Origin of the sequence: Solidesulfovibrio sp. C21 (assembly GCF_047785625.1) — a bacterium.
In the GTDB taxonomy this organism is placed as follows: domain Bacteria; phylum Desulfobacterota; class Desulfovibrionia; order Desulfovibrionales; family Desulfovibrionaceae; genus Solidesulfovibrio.
In genome coordinates, this window is the sequence record NZ_JBLODY010000067.1 from 1 (window position 1) to 21,184 (window position 21,184).

The following is a 21,184-nucleotide window of genomic DNA, read 5'->3' on the forward strand; positions in this document are numbered from 1 at the left end:
CCTGAAGTTGGGATAACTCTTGTCTTGCCATGTTGGTCTCCTCGCCTCGTTTGTGCCCTTGGAGCACGTTCACTGGCACTATCAGCCAGTTTGAGGGTCGAGGCCAACATGGTATTTGGAAAGGGGGTTTGGGGGGAAACTTTTCTACAGAAAAGTTTCCCCCCAAATTCTTACCGCGCGACTTCGCTCGCGAAATCGTCGATCCAGTAGATGCGGTCGGCCCGGCATTGCAGGTCGGTGGACACGCCGTTTTTAAATACGAGCAGTTCGAAGCGCTTGTTTTTTTCCGTGATGAACTCGATGGCGTCCAGCAGATCGCTGTCGCCCGAGGAGAGGATCAGGGTGTCGTAGTTCTCGATATGGGTGAGCGCCAAGGTGGCCAGACCCACGTCCACGCCTTTTTGCTGCTCACGGCTCAGGCGATGCTTGGGGTCGTTGGGGCATGAAATGGGCACCTTGCGGTGGCACTGTTCGCAGTAGAGGTCCGTGATTTCGCTCGAACGCAGTTCGTAGAGCTTGGTGATGATTTTCGGCCCGATGGGCGGCGCGCTACGCATCCAGTTATAGAAGGAAACCTGGGCATCGGGCGTGGGATTGGGCACGGAATTGAGATAATAGGCTCTCCAAAGCGGCTCGTCGATCTCAAGCATGTTTCTCAGTTTGACATAATCGATACTATACTCGCGACTGTAAATGGATTGTCCGCGATACATGTATCCGGCGTCGATCAGCCAGAGCTTTCGATTGATCATAGGCATTCTCCGTGCGTTTCTTTTATCGCGGCCGCGTGGCCGGCTTGTTGCTGACAGTGTTGCGCAACCGAACCCTCACCTCCTACCTGAAATGCAAAAAAGCGGGAAGGGACCGTTCAAAAAAATAATATCCAATAAATTCAGATACATTTTGGAAATAAAGGATTATTCCTATCCCTTGGGTAAGGAATAGGGTCTCGGAAGGACGGTGGAGAGGGGCGACTGGTCAGGATTTGCGGATATGCACCCACACCCCGTAGGCGTCGCGGTGGACCTCGGCGTCGGCGATGCCGGCCTGGTCCAGGACGCGCGGCAGGTAATCGTCGGCCTTCCAGTCGTTTCGCGAGTCCTTTTCACCCTCGCCGGACCATTTGGGGCGCATGGCCCGCACTTCCTCGATGGGCTGGTAGCGGCTGAAGCCGCAACCGACAAGGGCCGCGCCGCCCGGGGCCAGCACCCGATTGAGCTCGGCAAAGGCCGCCACGTGGTCTTCCCAGAAGGGGATCGAGCCCCGGCTGACCAGCAGGTCGACCGTGCCGTCCTCCATGGGGATGGCGGCCACGTCGGCTTCGAGGAAGCGGAAGCGCTCGGGCGGAAGATTGTGGCGGGCCACGTTTTCCCGGGCCAGTTCGAGTACCTCGGGCTTGGCGTCGAGGCCGATCATGGTCATATCCGTGATCTTGGCCAGCTCGATGCACACGGCGGCGCTGCCCGTGCCCACATCCAGACACACGCCCTTGGTGATGCCGAAGTCGTCCACGATCTGGCGGGCGAGCAGCGGGTACATGGCGGCAAACCGATGGTTGGCGTCGTAAACGTAGAAACTCCGGTCAAAAGTCGTTTCGGACATAACGGCTCCTTGGGGCGGCGTTTGGGTTCGGGCTGGCGGCGGAAAGGGGAATGACGCGTCTTTTGCCCGGATGCCGCAAGACCCGGCGCATGCGCGCCGGCACGCACACCCGCATATCTTCGTTTAAGGGATGCACCTCGATGGCGGCGTCGTAAAGCCGGCCGAGGTTGCAACTGGTGACGGCCTCGGCCGGGGGCGCGTCGGCCAGGACATGGCCGGCGCGCATCATGACCACCCTGTCGGCCACCCACAGGGCGTGGTCCGGGAAGTGGGTGGTCATAAGGCAGGTGCGGCCCTCGTCGCAAAGCTTGCGCACGATTTCCAGAAATCGGGCCTGATTGCCGAAATCCAGGCCGTTGACCGGTTCGTCCATGACGAGCACCGGCGTATCCTGGGCCAGGGCCCGGGCCAGCATGACGAGCTGGCGCTGGCCGCCGCTTAGGCGCGTCAGCGGCGTATCGGCAAGTCCGTCGACGCCGAAGCGGGCCATGGCCGCCCTGGCGATCTCCCTGTCCTGCTTTCCCGGCCGGCCGAAAACCCGGGCCCGGGCGGCCCGGCCCATGAGCACCGTTTCGAAGGCGGTGTAGGCGAAGGCCGGCTGGGTCAGCTGGGGGACATAGGCGGCCAGCCGGGCCAGATGCCGGGGCGGGCAGGCGGCCACATCGCGCCCCTCGATGCGGGCGTCCCCGGAACCCGGGGAAAGCAGGCCGAGGATCAGGCGCAACAGCGTGGTCTTGCCGCAGCCGTTGGGGCCGAGCAGGCAGGCGAGCTCGCCCGGGGCCACGGTAAAGGACACGTCTTTGAGGACCGCGCGTCCGTTGTAGGAAAAGGCCAGGTTGCTGGCGGCGACGGCGTTCATGCCTAACTCCAGCCCCGTCGGGCGTTTTTGAGCACCAGCGGGAAAAAGGGAATGCCGATCAGCGCCGTGAGGATGCCGAGCGGGATCTCCACGCCAAAGGCCAGGCGCGAGATATCGTCCACGGCCAGCAGATAGACGGCTCCGAGCAGGGCGGCGGCGGGCAAAAGCCGGCCATGCCCCGGCCCGACCAGCATGCGCCCGGCATGGGGAATGATGAGCCCCACCCAGCCGATCAGCCCGGCGATGGACACGGTCAGGGCGCAAAGCACCGTGGAAAGCGCGATAAGGGCCAGCCGCACCGGGCCGGTGGACAGCCCGAGGCTCCGCGCCTCTTCGTCGCCGAGGCTTAAAAGGTCCAGCCGGCCGGCGAAGCGGAACAGGATCACCAGCCCCAGGCAAAAGGCCGGCCCGGCCAGGCGCATGGTCGCCCCGTCGGCCCGGGACAGCCCCCCCATCAGCCAATAGGTGATGGCCGGCAGCTCGTCGTTGGGATCGGCCACGTACTTGGCTGCGGCCAGCAGGGCCGTGAACAGGGCGGAGCTTATCACTCCGCCGAGAATGAGCAGCAACAGCTTGTCGCCCTTGCCGCTGCCGGCCATGGCGATGGCCAGCCCCACGGCCGTGATGCCGCCGGTAAAGGCAAAGACCTGGACCAGGGTCCAGTTCACACCCGCCAGCATGCCGATCGCCGCGCCAAAGGCCGATCCGGCCAGCACGCCGAGCAGTCCCGGCGAGACGAGCGGATTGACGAACATGGCCTGATAGGCCGTGCCCGAGGCGGCCAGCACCGCGCCGACGAGGATGGCGGCCAAAAGCCGCGGAAAGCGGATGTCGCACAGCACCGTGGCGATAAGATGCTGTTCGCCCGCGGCCGCAGGTTGGCCGGACAGGGCGCGCAGGCAAAACCGCCACTGGTCGCCGAGGCTTATGGGGTACTGGCCCACGGTCAGGGACCAGGCCGCCGCCAGGACGAGCACGGCCGCCAGGACCGGTATGGCGTACCGGGCCCTGGCGGCGGCGCGGGGCAAGGGGGCGGGGGTGTGGCTCACTTGCTGCGGTGCGGATTTTTGCCGGCGAGCAAGACCTTGGCTTCGTCGGTGCTGATGTCCTTTTGCAGGTACAGCTTAAAAAAGGCCTGGGTCTCCTTGACCATGTCGTAGGGGAAGACCTCCGGATACAGGGCATGGGCCATCCATTTGGCCCCGAGCAGGCGCATGAAGGACGGCGGACGGTCGAACCAGTTAAACGGCGCGTCCGGGATGAGGAACACCTTGCCCGACTTGACGGCCGGGATGTCCTTCCACAGGGGCGAGGTGAGGATCATGTCCCGGCATTTGGCATCCTGGACCAGGATGGCCTGGGGCGCGTAGCCCATGACGGTCTCCATGGTCACCTTGTCCATGCCGAAGCGGCGGGACTGGGGCTTTTTGTGGACATTCACGCCGCCGGCCATCTCGATGACCATGGTGTGGAAGGAGCCCGCGCCATCGGTATAGAGTCCGTCGCCGCCCTCGGCGTAGTAGACGGTCAGGCGCTTGTCCTGGGGAATTCTGCCCAGGCCGGCGCGCAGTTCGGTCAGGGTCTTGTCCGCGTCCGCGGCCAGGGCGTCTCCGCGCTCCTTCTTGCCGAGCGCTTCTCCCAGAAAACGAAAGTCGGCCGGATAGTTGTCCGGCGATTCGCTGTCGATGCGCACCACCGGGATGCCCATCTCGGTGAAGAATTTGTCGAACTCAGGGTTGGATCTGGCCATGGTGCCGCTGACCACGAGGTCGGGCTTGGCCGCGAGCAGGGCTTCCTTGTTGGGAACCATGCCCTGGCCGAAAAAGCCGCCCAGGATCGGCAGGTTGGCCGCGCAGGCGGGCATGAAGGCCTTTGCCGGCGGGAAGGGCTTGAAATTCCATCCCGCCAGCACGCAGGGATCGATGGCGTACACGAGCAGGCTGTCCGGCGGGGACAGGGCGTAGACCTTTTTGGGGGCGTCCGGGACGGTCACCGTCATCTTGGCCATGTCGGTGACGGTCTTGGCCGTGGCCGGCGCGGACGGAGACAGGGCCAGCAGACTGGCGAGCAGGGCGGCCGCAAGGGGAAGCGAGCGGCGCAAAGGGGTACGAGGCATGGGCGGCTTTCCTCTGGCGCGGGGCGCGGTTGGCGGCGGCGACGCAACGGATTGTGGCGGCGCGGCCGATTGTCGATTGCCTCAGTATAGGGCGCGGGTTGGCTATCGGGCAATGTGACACTGCTCGTTTTTTATTAATGATTTTAGATAAATGAATGTTAAGGGGATGAATTGTGCTGTCACGAAAATTCCAAAACGAGAGGATATGTCGGTTTTTCAACTTCTTGGGAAAAGGAAATATAGATATCGCCAAGGTCATGGAACTGTTGTGCCGGGGATATTCGAGAGTACAGGCCTAGTATGACGCACAGATGGCAGTCTCTCTGTTGTAGTTCGTGCATATCGCATGCAGTATTATTCCAGTATTGGTTTTCAAATAGCATCATTGTCACCATAATTCATGGTAAATAAATCAAGAATCACGATTATTATAAGTTTTCGTGATCGTATAATAGTCCTATTCAATCCAAGAACCATGCACTGTCATTGTTGTGCAAATGCGCGTGTCTGTTACTGTTGTTTTCTTAATTTATAACATACCGTAATTATTTAATTTATGCCATTTGCTGTCATATTTGTAATATTTTACAAACCGTAACGACCTCTTCGCCACAGGTCGACAAGCGGCAACGGATATTTCTGCAAAGGCGAACAGTCGCAAAAGAGGGAGGGATGATGAAACTATTGCGCAGCCTGGCCATGGCTGTTTCTTGCGTCGTGGTCCTGTGCGCCGCGGCCCAGGCGGCCACGGAAGTGAGGATGGTGGGTGACGCCCTTGTCTACGGCGTCTTTTATTCCAACCGCAATTTTACGGGCTGGAACGCGCCGGCCTGGACCTCGGCCAAGCCGACCTGGAAGGGTCCTTCCAAGACCGAGGAAAGCTTCCAGATCTGGGAGCGCTTCCGCGTGCGGACCGACTTCGTCGCCAACGAAGCCGTGAAGTTTCGGCTCTCGCTCAAGGTGGAGGATACCTGGGGCCACGGCACCTACACCGCCGCCAACCCGACCACGGCCGTGGTGCCTTACCAGGCCTTCCTGCAGTTCAAGCTCCCGGGGTGCGCGGTTTCGGCCACGGCCGGCCTGCAGCGCGTCGAAATGCCCCAGAGCCAGCTTTTCTACTCCTCGCCGGTCTTCGGCGACAACATGGCCGCCCTCGTGGTGAAGGCGCCGCTTATCGACAAGACCCTTTCGGCCGTGGCCGGCTTCGGGCGTCTGATCGATACCGACCGCACCTATGACAACACCACCACCCAGGTGGCCGACGAACTCGATGCTTATTTCCTGGCCCTGCCGATCACCCTGGAAGGGTTCAAGGCCACGCCCTGGGGCGCGGTGGCCGTGGCCGGCCGCAACACCGACTACTTCACCAACAAGAGCTCCCAGTACAAGACGTCCTTTTACGCCGACAACCTGACCTCGGCCGGGACCTACGTGACGCCGGCGCTGTGGAAAAACGACCAGAACGCCTTCTGGTGGGCCGGCGGTGCCTTCGAGGTGTCCGCGTTTGATCCCGTGCGCTTCTACGCCGATGTGATCTACGGGACCGGCTCCCAGAGCGAACGGAAGAAGAACCGCCGCGAAGGCTGGTTCCTCGACGCCGGCGCGGAATACACCGGCTGGGATCTGCTCACCCCCAAGGCCTTCGGCTGGTGGTCCACCGGCGAAGACAAGTCCACCATGAACGGTTCCGAGCGCATGCCCATCATCCGTTCCAACTGGGGGCCGGGCAACTCCTTCCTGTTTGATGACAACCAGGAACTGGTCAAGGACGCCAACGTGGCCATGAGTCCGGTCGGCTCCTGGGGCCTCGGCGCCAGCCTCGACAACATGAGCTTCTTCGAGAAGATGACCCACCGCCTGACCTTCACCTACGTCGGCGGCACCAACTCGGCCCGGGCCATCCGCTTCCTCAACAGCTCCATGGGCAGCAACCCCTACTTCGTGATGGGTCGCGACCTGGCCGTGGGCGAGTACGTGCTTGGCGTCAACTTCGACAACAAGTACATGATTTACCAGAATCTGGCCGCCATTGTGGAAACGGGCTGGGCCCACGGCGAGTTCAAGCAGAGCGTGTGGGGCCATCGGCTGGTCAGCCAGTCCCGGGAAGGGGATACCTGGAAGATCGCTTTCGGCCTGTCCTACAAGTTCTAAGGCGTTGCCGGCCGTCGTGACCCGGGAACCCTCCCGGTCCACGACGAGCGCCGGCCTGTGCGTTGCGTTGCCGCGCAAGGCCGGAGCTTTCGGGCTCCGGCTTTTTTTATGGCCGTTGCCCGGGGCGTCGGATCGGGTGTTGCGGCCGCAAGAGGCCGCGGCGTGCTGACGCGAAGGAAGTAGCGCGCTGTGGATGTTGCCTGAAAGCATGCAGGCACGGATTTCGAGTCCGCAACAACGCGGCAACGGGCATGAAAAAGGGCCGGAACATACGTCCCGGCCCTTGAGTGACATTATCAGGCAGCCCGCAACCGTTGTTCACGGATCGAAGCGGACCGTACCGGCATTACTACCAGCGGCCGCCGCCGCCGTAGCCACCGCCGCTGCCGCCACGACGACCGCCGCCGCCGCCACCGGAACGGGGCTTTTCCTGAGCTTCGTTGACCTTCAGAGTCCGGCCGGCCAGTTCCTTGCCGTCCAGGGCGGCGATGGCAGCGGAAGCGCCTTCGTCATCCATCTCCACGAAGCCGAAACCGCGCAGGCGGCCGGTCTCGCGATCGGTGATGAGGTTGACGCTGATGACTTCGCCGTAGGGGGCGAAATGGTCGCGGACATCGTCTTCCGTGGAGGAGAAGGAGAGGTTACCCACGTAAAGTTTCTTCGACATGTACGGTAGCTCCGTTCTTTGGCATGGTCTTTTTCGGCGTGTTGGGGGCGTCTTCCAAGGGTCCAAGCAGCGAAAGTTGGCATGCGCGTTGATAAAAGTGCCTTATTGTACACAGACCGCATACAAACACAACAAATATATGCCAGGCGGCAGAGGTTTTTTATAGCATTTCACGGCATTCTCGACCCAGGGCCCAGGCCGATCCAGGGCCTTCCGAAAGCCCCGCCGGACCGGCCGTCGCGGCGGCGGGCAAAGCGGGGAATATGCCTTCCCGCATGGTTCAGCCCAAAATGGCGTAGCCCACGGTGACGAGCAGGATGCTGGCCGCCCGCAGGGCCTGGTTGTGCACGATCAGCCGCATCGCCGCCTTGGGCTTGAAAATGCCGGCGTAGTACGGAAACTGGTGGCGAAAGGCGCGAATGGGCGTGGACAGGATGTTGCCGACGAGCAGGGCCAGCACCACCTGCCGTGTGGTCAGGTCGCCGGCGCCGAGCATGGCCCCGGCCGCGGCCAGCCCGGCCGTGAATTCGGCCACCACCTGGAACATGACGATGCTTGCGGCCTGGGGCGTCATGAAGGACAGGAAGCCGAGGTGGGCCGAGAGCCACTTTTCCATGGCCCCGAACGCGCCGGAAACGGCCAGAAAATGGATGCCGATGTAGATGGGCACGGTGAAAAGCACCATGGTGCGGAGGCGTTTTGAAAAGCGCCGAAGGCCCTTGCGCAGGGCTTTGCGCCAGGAAAAATCGCCGTCTTTCAGGTGGCAGGCCACGCAGCCGTCCGGCAGGGGCGGCAGGACCAGGCGGCCGTAGGCCAGGATGGCCACTGTGCGCAGCAGGGCGGCGAGAAGGGTCAGACCGACGTAGAGCGCGGCCGGGCGCGTGCCGAGAAAGGGCACGGTGATGAAAAACATCTGGGGCAGATGGAGGAAGTAGGTGGGCAGGCTGTTGAAGAGGTTGGCCAGGATCAACTCGCGGTCGGTGAGCTTTTTGGCGCTATAGGCCTCGGCCAGCAGGGAGTTGGCGGCCATGCCGGAAAAAAAGGCCATGGAGAAGCTGGCGCCGACCACATCCTTGAGATGGCCCAGCCGGATGATGGGCGCGGCGAGGCGGGCCAGAAAGCGGGTCCAGTTGAGGGCCTCGATGAGATTGGCCACGAGCAGGCCGATGGCCAGGGACACGAGGAGGCGGCCAAGCGGCCACAGCAGGGAATGCCAGAGGTGCACGAAATCCATGGTGGGGGGAGGTATAGCCAGGGGCGGCTTTTTTGGGAAGCGTGGCGAGGCCGTGGCGCTTTTTTCGGGGACCGGGCGGATAGCGCTTGACACCGGGGCAGGATGCGCATAATCGATTTCTTCTCGTGTGGGCCGTTAACTCAGTCGGTAGAGTATCTGCCTTTTAAGCAGAGAGTCGCTGGTTCGAGCCCAGCACGGCCCACCAGCAAGCGTCCGTCCCCATCGTCTAGTGGCCTAGGACGGCGGCCTCTCACGCCGCTAACAGGGGTTCAAATCCCCTTGGGGACGCCAAAGAAATCAAGGACTTAGAAGAAATTCTAAGTCCTTTTTTCTTGCTGGACACATTTCGGACACATTTTCCAGAATCACGCCGCTGTCCTAGTGTTGCGTTCTTGAAATTCGCGTATACGAATTTTGAGAGTAATATATTTAAATAATTATTTTTTCTCTAAAAAATATTGTCATATTTTCTAGAGAACGCCACACTAGTGGGATTGATTCGACCCAATAAAATGCAAGGGGGATTCAGTCGAATCCCCCCTGTGCCAGCGTCGATGCGTTTAGACCGCTAAAGCCACCTGATTACCGCCTCTGCCATTCATCACGGAGTCTAACGCCTCTCGGGACTGGCGGAGCCCCATCCGTGCAGGTAGCGCGTCGTGGTGGCCGGTGACTTGTGCCGAAGGATAGCCTGGATGGTGCTCACGGATTGTCCTTCCCGATACAGAATCGGCGCGCTGAGGTGGTCGCGGAAAATTGGACAGTCGGTTAAGCTATAGTCCTCAAGCGAGGAGGACAGTTTCGATGTCCAAGCGACGGAAATTTTCTGCGGAGTTCAAGGCCAAGGTGGCGTTGGAGGCTCTGACCGGCGAGTTGACCTTGACTGAGTTTGCCAGCAAGTACGACGTGCATCCGACGATGATTGCCGGCTGGAAGCGCCAGGCCAAGGAAGGGATGGTGGCATCCTTTTCCGGGAAGGCGGCTTCCGTGAAAAAGAACTCCGAGGCCGAGATCCGCGAGTTGCACGCCAAGGTCGGCCAACTCACCGTGGAGAAAGATTTTTTAGAACGAGCCTTCGCCAAACGATGGGTCGGGGGCGAAGGCAGGGGATGGTCGAAACGGACCATCCACGACTCAGTATTACCCGGCAGTGCCAGGTACTTGGGCTGGCCAGATCGACATGGTACCATCGCCCTCAGGGCGAGAAGGCCGTGAATCTCGACCTGATGCGGCTCATTGATGCGCAGTTCTTGGAAACGCCGTTCTATGGCTCACGGCAGATGCAGCGGCACTTGAAAAATCAGGGCGTCATAGTGGGACGCACTCGCGTGCGGCGGTTGATGCGTAAAATGGGGTTGATGGCCATTTACCAAAAACCCAGGACCAGCGTTCCCCATCCCGAGCACAGAATCTATCCGTATCTCTTGCGTGGGCTGCGGATTGACTTCCCGGATCAGGTGTGGTGCGCTGACATCACGTATGTGCCCATGAAGCGAGGATTTTTATATCTGGTGGCACTCATGGACTGGCATAGTCGAGCCGTGCTGTCCTGGCGACTGTCAAACACCATGGATGCTGCTTTCTGCGTGGACGCTCTGGAAGAGGCCATGAATAGATATGGAGTGCCTGGAATCTTCAACACGGACCAAGGCTCGCAGTTTACCGGTCTGGAGTTCACCCAGACGCTCAAGGAGGCCGGCGCATCCATCTCCATGGATGGCAAGGGCCGATGGATGGACAACGTCTTCATCGAACGCCTGTGGCGATCAGTGAAATGGGAATGCATCTACCTCCGAGAGCTGGAAACCGGCAGCCAAGCCCGGGAAGCGCTCGACGACTGGTTCAGATTTTACAATGAGCAACGGCCCATACCGCTTTTGACGGACGGCGGCCCATGGAAGTATACCGGGATGGCCAAAGGGCACCCAAGGCGGCATGACCACCAACCGGACTATAGCTTAACTTCGCCGCCAACCTGTCCAAACAAACGGGACCACCTCAGTACGCCTCTTGGCTGAACCAAGCCGAGATATGGTTCAACATCTTCACAAAAGACGTTCTCAAGGGAGGCATTTGGAGATCGAGGCAAGCCCTCGTCTCCCAGATCATGACCTATATTCGGCGCTACAACGAGCAACGGGCGCATCCCTTCAAATGGACCTACGAGGGGAAACCGCTCTCCTCATAGATCAATGGAATTTAGCGAACGTGACACTAGGGAGGGAGCCGGTGACACCCAGTTCCAGTATCGCATACTTCCACCTGAGAAAAAATGGTCCTTCCGACTTTTCCATGGGTAAGTGACCGGGTATGGTCTCCCCGGGAGGGCGCCTGTGAGCGTGGTCTTCAGGCGTTCTCCACAAGTGTGCATTGACAAGCTGCCGTGGGGTCGCTTGTCAATGCACACTTGTGGAGAGCTTGCGGTTATCGAAATCGGGAACAATTCAAGACTGCCACCTACTCCTTCTTCGGCGGGTTGGACCTCTATCCAAGACACACTTGGCCGAGGGACCCACGAAAAAGCCGGAAGGCCCTATTTATTATCTCTGCAGCAATAGCTTAAGAGACGTGTAAAGGTGTTCCGCTAGCAGAATATGTTCTTTATTCTGGGCAGCAATCGCTTCGTCGACAACGCCGTGAATGGCCGAATACATAATTGTTGCTGTAAGCAAAGGAGAGGACAACGACCATGCGCCCTTCGCCAAGCCTTGTTCCAAAAGACGCATCAGGCTTTTGATGATTGCGGTGCGGTCAGCGTTGGCACGGTTGGAATGCACGGAATGGTAGAATAAATCGTGTTCAGCATAGCTTGAGTAGTAAGCATCCACAAAAGCCTTGATCCAAGTCTGGAACCGTTCCTCCATCGCGTCATCCGGCACGGCTGCGACGCGTTTCTCTACTATTTCAAGGAATCGTTTGGTATATTGGACCCGCAAAGCGTCCAACACTTCATCCTTTGATTTGAAGTGATGATAGAATCCGCCTTTGGAAAGACCTACCGCCATAAGAATATCGTTTACAGTAGCAGAGTTAAAGCCTTTTTCCAGAAAAATTTTTTTCGCCGTGTCAAGCAGCTCGGCCCGGTGCTTTTCTCCTGCGCTTAGGCGGATATCCCTGTGTGGCGGATTGTCGACGTTTCTTGGCATACGTAGCTCCTTCATGGAGCTTTATACACTATTCTTAATTCTTTCAAACCTAACCTGAGCGATTTACGCCCAAGGAATCATAGCAATTCATTCCTAATTGCTTGAAATATCATATAAATAGTTCCGTCGTTCAGACATGACTGCCGTCGCCCAACTGGTGGAGCTGTCCATATCCCGGTCTAAGTCCAAAAGTTCCCTGCCCCAGGCAAGAGTTTTTTTTTGAAATAGCCGCGTGGGGCTCAACGCCGATAGTTCTTCAAAAAAATCAGCCCTAAATGCACGAAGGCAGCTCCTGCGAAGCGTAAATTAATCAATTGCAGGTCACCCCCATATGGGAGGGGAATATTTTTTGCCTATTGACAAACCGACCGTCGGTCTGTAAGTAGATATTACGTTTTTATTCTTTTCCACACTAAAATGGAGATAAAGTGTATTATAACATGAACAAAAAACTCGTGGCGCTGACTTTGGCGGCGTTTCTTGGAACATTTATCGCCGATATTGACGTTACCATCGTCAACGTGGCCTTGCCCGCCATTCAGGTGGGCGTTGACGCAACTCTTGCAGAACTGCAATGGATTATAAACTCTTACGCAGTCTGCCTTGCCGCTTTTATGCTGTCAGCCAGCGGGCTCAGCAATAAATACGGGCTAAAAAAAATCTGGATGCTGGCGATCGCTCTTTTTACATTATCCTCATTTTTTTGTGCCAGTGCAGGGAACATGCCGATGCTTCTTATTGGTCGTAGTATCCAAGGGGCGGCGGGAGCTGTGATAATTCCCGGGGCCATGTCCATCATATTCCATGCATTCGACGATGCCACGCAACGGGCAAAGGTGGTAGGCTGCTGGTCGGCGTTCTCCGCCATTGCCCTGGCAATCGGTCCTTCGCTTGGCGGGATTCTCGTGGATTCTGTCGGCTGGCCTAGTATTTTTCTGATCAATATCCCTCTGGGCATTCTGGCTCTTTTGCTGGGCGGCTGGGGTATGAACGAAATTGCCGTTGATAAATATCTCCGCCTTGATGTTATTGGTCAGATATTGAGTATTATTTCTCTAGGATGTATGACATATGCTTTTATAGAAGCAGGACATGCTGGTTTAATGTCGTCAACAGCAATATTTCCCTTTGCAGCAGCTTCCATCCTGTTTTTCGTGTTTTTGTTTTTGCAGGCTAGATCGGATAACCCGCTGTTGCCTCTTTCATTATTCAAAAAACCAGGATTCGGCATACCAAATATTGCTTCTTTTGTGCTCGGTTTTTCAACATACAGCAGTCTGTTCTTTTTTTCGCTTTTCTTCCAGGAGGCACAAGGGGTAAGCGCTTCTCAGGCCGGATTTCGGATGATGCCGCAGTTTCTGCTTACTGGAGTAGTATCGATATTCTTCGGCTGGTTGCATATCCGCATTGGAACAAATCGGTTGATGGTCATGAGTTATGCCATAATCGGCGCGGCCATGGTCATGTTAGGCTTTGCCGACGCCGGAACGAGCTATGTATACTCCGGGTCTATGCTTAGCTTGATGGGAGTCGGCATGGGCATAGCCGTGCCGGTTACGAGCATATGCGTTTTGAACGCGGTGGAAAAACCGCGCTTTGCAACCGCGTCCGCCGTGATGAACTCACTCCGGCAGGGCGGAATGGCGGTTGGAATAGCTGTGTTGGGGGCTTTGCTCGGAGCCAGCGCCGTGAGTCACGCATCTCGCCAATTGGCCGACGCTGGAATCCAGAAATCAGTCAGTTACGCCCAAGCGCTTGTTTTTGATCACGTCGCTGATGCGGTGGTACCATCGTATTGTTACCGTGAGGCCATCGCATACGGTTTTCAAAACGCCATGTTTGTCGCGGGATTGGCTTGTCTCATTATTTCCGTTGTGCTGGTAATTTACTACAGAGGATCACGTCACCGGGCGGAAATTTATGCACGCTAAGGGTGGGCGGAGGCAGGAGACAGCGTTAGAGGGGTCTGTTCACGAAATGGAAAGAATCGTACGTTAACGTCCAAAGTGTCAGGTTGAAGCCTTTGAGCCTGGACAGAACATGTCCGGATTAGCCGAAATAGGCCCTCATCTGACGTGTATTTTTACCGGGTCTTAGCGGACAAAATTCCGTTTCGTGAGGAGTCTGTCCCGCGAAGGTTATCCGACCATTGAGCGACGCTCCCGGGGGCGTGCTCCTTTCCAGACTGTCAACGCCGCAGTGAACCGACCCCTCGTACGAGACTTATACACCTTGTTCTTCAGGATATGCCGGTTCGATTTATGCATTTTAAATAAGTAAAATAAGCAAGTTGTGACTATACTGGCAGCCTGGCGCGACCCTTTTATTTGAGAGAAGGCCGGCGCGAGAACCGCCACGCTGCGAAGCGCTCTTGCAGGGTCATCACGAAGACGAAGAACACTGGCACGAAGAAAATGGCGAGCACCGTCGCGGTGACCATGCCGCCGAATACGCCGGTACCGATGGCGTGCTGGGTTTCGGCGCTGGCACCGCTGGCGAGCATCAGCGGCACCACGCCCAGGCCGAAGGCCAGCGACGTCATCAAAATCGGGCGCAGTCGCAGCCGGGCCGCAGTGACCGCCGCTTCCGTCAGTCCCTTGCCCTGCTGGCGCAACTGCTTGGCGAGCTCGATGATGAGAATGGCGTTTTTCGCCGACAGGCCGATAACGGTGATCATGCCGACCTTGAAGAACACGTCGTTGGGCATGCCGCGCAGCATCACCGCCCCCACGGCACCCAGCAGGCCCAGCGGCACCACCAGCATGACCGAGAGCGGGATCGTCCAGCTCTCGTACAGAGCGGCCAGCACCAGAAACACCACCAGGATCGACAGCGCCATCAGCAGCGGCGCTTGTGTGGCGGACTGGCGCTCCTGCAGGGATTGTCCTGTCCAGGCCACGGCGAAGCCAGGTGGTAACTGTGCCGCCAGCCGTTCCATCTCGGCCATTGCCTCGCCGCTGGAGACGCCGGGAGCCGCATTGCCCGAGATGCGCGCCGCCGGGAAGCCCTGGTAGCGCACCAGTTGCAGCGGCGTCTCGCTCCATGCCGGGGTCACCACCTCGGACAGCGGCATCATGCCGCCGTTGGCGTTGCGCACATAGAGCTTGAGCACGTCGTCAATCTGCATGCGGGCCGACGCTTCGGCTTGAATGATGACCTGCTGCATGCGCCCGTCATTGGGGAAGTCGTTGACGTAGTGAGACCCCATCGCGGTGGACAGCGTGTCGCTGATGCTGGTGAATGACACGCCCAACGCCTCGGCCTTGTCCCGGTCGATGTCCAGGCGGATGCTGGAGCCGGCCGGAAGGCTGTCGGCATAGACGCCGCTGACGAGTCGACTCTTCTGCGCCAGTGCAAGCAGCTTGGTCTCTGCCGCCTGGAGCGCGGCATGGCCCTGGTTGGCCCGGTCCTGCAGGCGCATGGTGAAGCCGGAGCTGTTGCCAAGCTCGTCGATGGCCGGCGGCAGCAGGGTAATCACTGTCCCTTCCCTGGTACCGGACAGGGCCGCCTGGGCCAGGGCCACTTCGCCTTGGGCCGTGGCGCCATTGCGCTCGCCCCAGTCCTTGAGCATGGTGAAGGCCATGGCCGCGTTTGGGCCGGAGCCGGAGAAGCCAAAACCGACGACGGTCATATTGGATCGGATCGATGGGCGCGAGGCCGCGTGCTGCTCGTAGGCCTTGACCACTTCCAGAGTGCGCTCGACGGTGGCATCGGCGGGCAACTGGATGGAAGCCAAGAAATAGCCCTGGTCTTCCTCCGGCAGGAAGGACGATGGCAGATGGCGGAAAGAAACCATGAGGGCTGCACAGAGTGCGGCGAACACCAGCATCATCCGTCCTGTTCGTGTCACCAGCTTGCCCAGGCGCGTTTCATAGCGCGATGTCATGCGCTCGAAGCGGCGGTTGAACCAGCCGAGAAACCCGCGCTTCTCGTGGTGCCCCGTAGCGTGGGGCCTGAGCAACGTCGCACAGAGAGCGGGCGTCAGGGTAAGCGCGAGAAAGGCCGAAAACAGGATCGACACCGCCATGGACAGCGTAAATTGTTTGTAGATCGCGCCGACCGTGCCGCTGGCCAAGCCCATGGGGATGAACACGGCCGTCAACACCAGGGTGATGCCGATCACCGCGCCGGTGATCTCCTGCATCGCCTGGATCGTCGCGTCTCGTGGCGACAGCCCCTTCTCGGCCATGATGCGTTCCACATTCTCGACGACGACGATGGCATCGTCCACGATGATGCCGATTGCGAGCACCATGCCGAACATGGTCAGCACGTTGATTGAAAAGCCCGAAGCAAGCATCACCGCGAAGGTGCCCAGCAGTGCGATTGGCGCAACGATCGCCGGAATCAGGGTGTAGCGGATGTTTTGCAGGAAGAGGAACATGACCAGAAACACCAGCACCATCGCCTCTATCAGGGTATGGATGACCTTCTCGATGGAGATCTTGACGAACGGCGCGGTATTAAACGGGATCGAATAGCTCATGCCGGCCGGCATCGTGCTGCGAAGCTCAGCCATTCGCGCCTCGACTTCCTCGGCGGTCCTGACCGCATTGGCGCCAGGCGCGAGCTGTACGGCCGCAGCCGTGGCGGTTTTGCCGTCTTCGCGGTTAATAAAGCCGTAGGACTGCGAGCCGAGTTCGACCCGCGCCACGTCGCCCAGCATCACCTTGGAGCCGTCGGGGGTGGCGCGCAGCACGATGGCGGCGAACTGTTCGGGCGTGGACAGCTGGCCCTGCACCGTAAGCGATACGGTCACGCGCTGCCCCGGCAGCGCCGGCATGGCGCCGACGCTGCCGGGCGCGATCTGGACATTCTGCTGGCTGACGGCCGTAGACAGATCGTTCATCGACAGGCCAAAGGCAATCAACTTGGCCGGATCGACCCAAATCCGCATCGCCTGCTCAGCACCAAACAGCTGCACGCGGCCGACGCCTTCGATGCGGCGCAGTTCGTCGACGATGTTGCGCGCCATGTAGTCGCCCAGCGCCGCCTCGTCGAAGCGCCCGTCGTCGGATCTGAGGCCGACGAGCATCAGGAAGCCGGACGCGGAGGTCTCCACGGTCAGACCGTTTTGGCGCACTGTCTGCGGCAAACGTGGCTCGATGGCCTTGAGCTTGTTTTGCACGTCGATCTGCGCCATGTCCGGGTCGGTGCCCGGTTTGAAGGTGGCGCTGATTGACGCCGCACCCGAGGAATCGGACGAGGATTCGAAGTACAGCAGGTTCTTGACACTGGAGAGTTCGCGCTCAATGAGGCTGATCACCCCGTCGCTCATGGTCTGCGACGTGGCTCCGGGGTAGGTCGCGGAAATGGTGACGGTGGACGGCGCCACCGAAGGAAACCGGGCGATGGGCAGATTGGGAATAGCAATCACGCCCAGCAGGATGATAAACAGGGCGACGACCCAGGCGAAGACCGGGCGATGAATGAAGAACTGCGGCATGACGAAGTGCTCCCGGGCGTTCAGTGCGTAGAGGCCGCGGTTGTAGGTTCAGGCGCCTGCCACTCGTGGGCTTGCACTTTGATGCCGTTGGACAGGCGCGCCATCCCTTCGACCACGATCGTTTGCCCGGCGGCGAGGCCGGACTGGATGCGATAGTGCCGATTGAGCAGCTCGCCCAATTTGACCGGGGTGAGTTTCGCCCGGTTCTGCGCATCGAGGGTCCAGATTTGCGGCTCACCGTCGTTTCGTACCACCGCCTGCTGCGGCACCATCAGCGCCTTGGCATAGCTGGTACGCGGCACGCGTGCGCGCACGAACATGCCCGGCAAGAGCAGACGTTGCGGGTTGTCAACCAGCACGCGCAGCAGTACGTCGCCGGTGCCGGCATCGACGTTTATGCCTGAGAACAGGATGCGTCCGGTGACATCGTACGCCTCGCCATCGCTTCGTAGGATGGCCACGGGCAGCCCCTCATCGGCGCTGGCCTGTTGCGACATCAGTGCCTGACGTAGCGATTCGAGCGAGGACGCCGGGCGGCGCACATCGACGTAGACTTGGTCGATCTGATGGATACGCGCCAGGGGACTGCTGTCGCCGCTACCGACCAGCGCGCCCTCGCTCACCAGCGCCTGCTCAATGCGCCCGGAAATAGGCGCTTCCACTGTGGCGAACTTCAGATCAAGCTGGCGGCGTTTCAGCGTGGCGCGGGCCTGCGCCACGTCGGCGGCCGCCTGGTCGCGCAGGGAAACCGCGTCGTCGTAGACCTGACGGCTGACCGCGCCGACCTCGACCAAAGACTGCAGCCGCCTGGTTTGCAGCTGGGCTCGCGCCAACGCGACCTCGGCCCGTTGCAGGGCTGCTCCAGCGGCGTCAGCATCGGCCTTGAATGGTGCCGGGTTGATCTGGAACAGTGGCTGGCCGGCCCGCACCTCGGTGCCCTGTTCGAACAGGCGGCGCTGTACGATGCCGCTGACCTGGGGCCGGATCTCGGCGATGCGTACCGCAGCGACGCGCCCTGGCAGAACCTCGCTCAGTTCCAGCCGCGACGGCGTGGCGGTCATAACGGATACCAGTGGTGGGGGGAGCGCCACCTCCGGTTCGGCCTGACCGCAGCCGGCCAGTATCAAAACCGCGAGGGCAAACAAGCCGCTCTGGCGGCACAGTCGTTTGATCTTCATGGTGGATTCCTTCAGGAGCAGGCAGCCCTGTGCCCGCAAAGCTAGGCGTCTCCTTGCCTTGACTCGATGGATTTTCAATGGATATGAGATGTAAATTCGATGGAGTAGAAAAAACTGCCATGCTTGAACGGAAATCCAGCTCCGAGTGGGGCAAAGGTTGCGAATCCCTGGTGCTGATCGCCGAGGACGAGTCCGAGATCGCCGAAATCCTCGCCGCCTATCTGGCGCGCGGCGGCATGCGCACTGTGCATGCCGCAGACGGCCTCCGGGCGCTCGAGCTGCACCAGGCCCTTAAGCCCGACCTCGTACTGCTCGACGTGCAGATGCCGGGCAGGGACGGGTGGCAGGTGCTTTCCGAGCTCCGCCATCGGGGTGACACGCCCGTCATCATGCTGACGGCGCACGACCAGGACATCGACAAACTGATGGGGCTGCGCATCGGCGCCGACGACTATATCGTCAAGCCGTTCAATCCGGCTGAAGTCGTGGCCAGGACGCAGGCGGTGCTGCGCCGCTCCATGACGCGCGGCAATTGCCGGAATCGGCGTATCCTGCGCGTGGCGCCTTTCCTGATCGACCTGGAGAACCACGAAGCCAGCGTACGGGTCTTGGGCCAGCGCCAGCTCCTGACGCTGACGTTGACGGAGTTTAAGCTGTTGGCCCATCTGGCGGGTGCGCCCAAGCGGGTGTTCAGCCGCACCGAACTGCTGGTCGCCTGTCTGCCGGAGGGGGATGCTCTGGAGCGCACGGTGGACAGCCACATCAGCAAGCTTCGCAAGAAGCTGGAGGATCTCGGCGTCCAGGGAATCCCGGTTGGCGTGCGCGGGGTCGGTTACAAGCTGCGGAGCAGCGAATGAAATTGGTCGGGCTGAGTCGCCAGATCATGCTGGCGATGATGGCGATCGCGCTGGGCGTCACGTTGCTCGTCATTCTGACGTCGTACGCGTTCTACTATCTGTGGCAAATCTATTGGCCCGAGAATCCCTTGGACTACAGCTGGATACCTACGGGGCCGGAGTGGATATGGATGATCGGCGCCACGCTTACCGGTCTGGCGCTGTCTATCCTCGTGGCGGTCAACCTGTCGCGCCGTATCCTGGTCCCGCTGAACTCGGTGGCGGACAGCATCCGCCGTGTGGCCCAGGGGGATCTCAACGCGCGTGCCGTCGCGGGCGATCGCTCTCTTGGCGAAGCCGCCCAATTGGCGGACGACTTCAATGCGCTGGCGAATCAGTTGCAGCGCATGACCGAGGAACAGGCGTTCTGGAACGCCGCGATCGCTCACGAACTGCGAACCCCTGTGACAATCCTGCGCGGCCGCCTGCAAGGCCTGGCCGAAGGCGTTTTCACGCCCAGTACATCCCAGTTCCTCAGCTTGCTGACTCAGGTTGAGGGCTTGACGCGATTGATCGAGGATCTGCGCGTGGTGAGTCTGGTGGAAAGCGGCCATTTGGATTTGCAGTTGCGAGAGGCTCAGCTTGACGCCGAAATCAACGCCGTGGTGGGCATGGTTGATGACGCGCTGCAGTCGGCGGGCCAGCGTGTGATCCTGGACCTGGACGCACGGTCTGTATCCTGCGATCCAGTGCGTATCCGACAGGCACTCCTGGCGCTCCTCAATAACGTGTGCCGGCATGCCGTGGCAGGCCACGTACGAATCCAGTCGCACGTGAAGGATGGCTGGTGTGAACTCAGCGTCGAGGATGACGGGCCAGGCATGCCAGAAGACTTAATTCCCTATTTGTTTACGGCGTTCCGACGCGCGCAAGGCGCGCGCTCGGGCGGCAGCGGCCTGGGATTGGCCGTGGTGGCTGCCATCGCGCGTGCGCATGGAGGACGCGCTGCATGCAGGACTGCCGCCAGCGGCGGCACGATTTTCACGCTGACCTGGCCCATCGACCCAGGCCATGGCCTGCCAGGGCCAGATCATGGCGAACACGGTTGAGCAGGGTCACTTTTGGCGTCTTTGCCAGATGAGTTTTTTAAAGACGTAAAACTTCGTGTTGATGTCGAAAAATTGGTTCAAGCTATTTTTTCAAAGTCAAAAGAGAAGTAGGCTGACTGAATGTCAAAAAAAACGGTGCGAGATGATTAAAATAAAGCGTGTTTATGTAGATAAAGTGCCGGATGATGGGAAACGCTATCTTGTTGACCGGATTTGGCCGCGTGGTGTCTCCAAGGAACAGGCTGGAGTTGATGGTTGGCTAAAAGAACTAGCTCCGAGCACGGCGCTTCGGACATGGTTCGGTCATGATCCAGAAAAATGGGAAGAATTTAAAGAAAAGTAAGCGCCTAATAAGGCCCATCTTGTCAGGTCGTGAGGAAAGCGGCAGAAGCTCAGACAGGGATGATTAGGGAGCAAGGATCGAGATGTTGGGGCAGGAGGGCCTTGCGTTGGGCATCGGTAGTTGCCGTCGGCAAGTATTCGAAGAGGTGGCGCAGGTAGCGGTATGGCTCCAGGCCATTGGCCTTGGCGGTTTCAATGAGGGAGTACAGGGTGGCCGAAGCGTCGGCTCCGCGCGGGTGGCCTGAGAACAGCCAGTTTTTGCGGCCCACGGCAAAGGGACGGATGGCGTTTTCGGCCAGGTTGTTGTCCGGGCGCAGCCGGCCGTCTTCCAGATAGACGACCAGGCGGCCCCACTGTTTGAGGGCATAGCCGATGGCCCTGCCGAGCAGACTCTTGGGCGGGGTGGTGGCGATGCGGGCATCGAGCAGAGCCTTGAGCTTGTCCAGGATGGGCCTGGATTTTTCGGCTCGCAAAGCCTTGATCTGCTCTGGATCGAGC

The 21,184-nt window shown here is 59.6% G+C and carries 16 protein-coding genes, 2 tRNA genes and 1 pseudogene; 8 read left to right on the plus strand and 11 right to left on the minus strand.

What is annotated here, in order from left to right:
• Window positions 1-170: 170 nt before the first annotated feature.
• The 5 genes from ACMZ6R_RS16260 to ACMZ6R_RS16280 form a co-directional block, all read right to left on the minus strand.
• On the minus strand, window positions 171-752 hold the full coding sequence (locus ACMZ6R_RS16260) for an NYN domain-containing protein (protein ID WP_416113367.1): 582 nt from the start codon (window positions 750-752) through the stop codon (window positions 171-173).
• Between the two features lie 226 nt (window positions 753-978).
• Window positions 979-1,602, minus strand: coding sequence for a class I SAM-dependent methyltransferase (locus ACMZ6R_RS16265; RefSeq protein ID WP_416113369.1), 624 nt, complete (start codon window positions 1,600-1,602; stop codon window positions 979-981).
• Window positions 1,583-2,461 (minus strand): ABC transporter ATP-binding protein, encoded by an 879-nt coding sequence (locus tag ACMZ6R_RS16270; protein ID WP_416113371.1) that lies wholly within the window; start codon window positions 2,459-2,461, stop codon window positions 1,583-1,585. The genes ACMZ6R_RS16265 and ACMZ6R_RS16270 overlap by 20 nt, the downstream gene beginning before the upstream one ends.
• Before the next feature lie 2 nt (window positions 2,462-2,463).
• A complete protein-coding gene (locus ACMZ6R_RS16275; protein ID WP_416113373.1) occupies window positions 2,464-3,510 on the minus strand; it encodes a FecCD family ABC transporter permease in 1,047 nt (348 codons plus the stop codon).
• On the minus strand, window positions 3,507-4,577 hold the full coding sequence (locus ACMZ6R_RS16280) for an ABC transporter substrate-binding protein (RefSeq protein ID WP_416113375.1): 1,071 nt from the start codon (window positions 4,575-4,577) through the stop codon (window positions 3,507-3,509). Before ACMZ6R_RS16280 ends, ACMZ6R_RS16275 begins: the two co-directional genes overlap by 4 nt.
• Window positions 4,578-5,252: 675 nt before the next feature.
• Between ACMZ6R_RS16280 and ACMZ6R_RS16285 the strand changes: the two genes are divergently transcribed.
• Complete coding sequence (locus ACMZ6R_RS16285; protein ID WP_416113377.1) at window positions 5,253-6,728, plus strand: outer membrane homotrimeric porin; 1,476 nt, start codon at window positions 5,253-5,255, stop codon at window positions 6,726-6,728.
• A gap of 349 nt (window positions 6,729-7,077) precedes the next feature.
• Here the strand turns inward: ACMZ6R_RS16285 and ACMZ6R_RS16290 are convergent, their stop codons facing one another.
• The gene (locus ACMZ6R_RS16290; RefSeq protein ID WP_416113379.1) at window positions 7,078-7,395 is read right to left on the minus strand and encodes an RNA recognition motif domain-containing protein; all 318 of its coding nucleotides are present in this window, start codon (window positions 7,393-7,395) and stop codon (window positions 7,078-7,080) included.
• Window positions 7,396-7,675: 280 nt separating this feature from the next.
• Entirely contained in the window at window positions 7,676-8,629 is a 954-nt protein-coding gene (locus tag ACMZ6R_RS16295; RefSeq protein WP_416113381.1) for a hypothetical protein, read from the minus strand.
• Between the two features lie 129 nt (window positions 8,630-8,758).
• Here ACMZ6R_RS16295 and ACMZ6R_RS16300 point away from each other — a divergent pair.
• The 3 genes and pseudogenes from ACMZ6R_RS16300 (at window position 8,759) to ACMZ6R_RS16310 (ending at window position 10,568) form a co-directional block, all read left to right on the plus strand.
• Window positions 8,759-8,834: transfer RNA gene (locus ACMZ6R_RS16300), tRNA-Lys, on the plus strand.
• Between the two features lie 10 nt (window positions 8,835-8,844).
• Window positions 8,845-8,920: transfer RNA gene (locus ACMZ6R_RS16305), tRNA-Glu, on the plus strand.
• A gap of 513 nt (window positions 8,921-9,433) precedes the next feature.
• A pseudogene (locus tag ACMZ6R_RS16310) lies at window positions 9,434-10,568 on the plus strand (IS3 family transposase).
• A gap of 601 nt (window positions 10,569-11,169) precedes the next feature.
• Here the strand turns inward: ACMZ6R_RS16310 and ACMZ6R_RS16315 are convergent.
• The gene (locus tag ACMZ6R_RS16315) at window positions 11,170-11,775 is read right to left on the minus strand and encodes a TetR/AcrR family transcriptional regulator (protein WP_416113383.1); all 606 of its coding nucleotides are present in this window, start codon (window positions 11,773-11,775) and stop codon (window positions 11,170-11,172) included.
• A 440-nt stretch (window positions 11,776-12,215) separates the two neighbouring features.
• On the opposite strand from ACMZ6R_RS16315, the gene ACMZ6R_RS16320 reads away from it, so the two are divergent.
• Window positions 12,216-13,706, plus strand: coding sequence for a DHA2 family efflux MFS transporter permease subunit (locus tag ACMZ6R_RS16320; protein WP_416113385.1), 1,491 nt, complete (start codon window positions 12,216-12,218; stop codon window positions 13,704-13,706).
• Between the two features lie 392 nt (window positions 13,707-14,098).
• Here ACMZ6R_RS16320 and ACMZ6R_RS16325 read toward each other — a convergent pair whose 3' ends face one another.
• Window positions 14,099-17,221, minus strand: coding sequence for a multidrug efflux RND transporter permease subunit (locus ACMZ6R_RS16325; RefSeq protein ID WP_416113387.1), 3,123 nt, complete (start codon window positions 17,219-17,221; stop codon window positions 14,099-14,101).
• Window positions 17,222-17,241: 20 nt separating this feature from the next.
• A complete protein-coding gene (locus ACMZ6R_RS16330) occupies window positions 17,242-18,399 on the minus strand; it encodes an efflux RND transporter periplasmic adaptor subunit (protein WP_416113389.1) in 1,158 nt (385 codons plus the stop codon).
• A gap of 119 nt (window positions 18,400-18,518) precedes the next feature.
• On the opposite strand from ACMZ6R_RS16330, the gene ACMZ6R_RS16335 reads away from it, so the two are divergent.
• The 3 genes from ACMZ6R_RS16335 (at window position 18,519) to ACMZ6R_RS16345 (ending at window position 20,687) form a co-directional block, all read left to right on the plus strand.
• Window positions 18,519-19,256 carry a response regulator gene (locus ACMZ6R_RS16335; protein WP_416113391.1) on the plus strand — a complete coding sequence of 246 codons (738 nt, stop codon included), beginning with the start codon at window positions 18,519-18,521 and terminating at the stop codon, window positions 19,254-19,256.
• Window positions 19,253-20,344: an ATP-binding protein gene (locus ACMZ6R_RS16340; RefSeq protein ID WP_416113393.1), complete on the plus strand. Its 1,092-nt coding sequence runs from the start codon at window positions 19,253-19,255 to the stop codon at window positions 20,342-20,344. Before ACMZ6R_RS16335 ends, ACMZ6R_RS16340 begins: the two co-directional genes overlap by 4 nt.
• Window positions 20,345-20,486: 142 nt before the next feature.
• Window positions 20,487-20,687, plus strand: a complete 201-nt coding sequence (locus ACMZ6R_RS16345; protein WP_416113395.1) for a DUF488 domain-containing protein — start codon at window positions 20,487-20,489, stop codon at window positions 20,685-20,687.
• A gap of 49 nt (window positions 20,688-20,736) precedes the next feature.
• Here ACMZ6R_RS16345 and ACMZ6R_RS16350 read toward each other — a convergent pair.
• The coding region (locus tag ACMZ6R_RS16350; RefSeq protein ID WP_416113397.1) for an IS66 family transposase at window positions 20,737-21,184 on the minus strand (448 nt) is incomplete at its 5' end.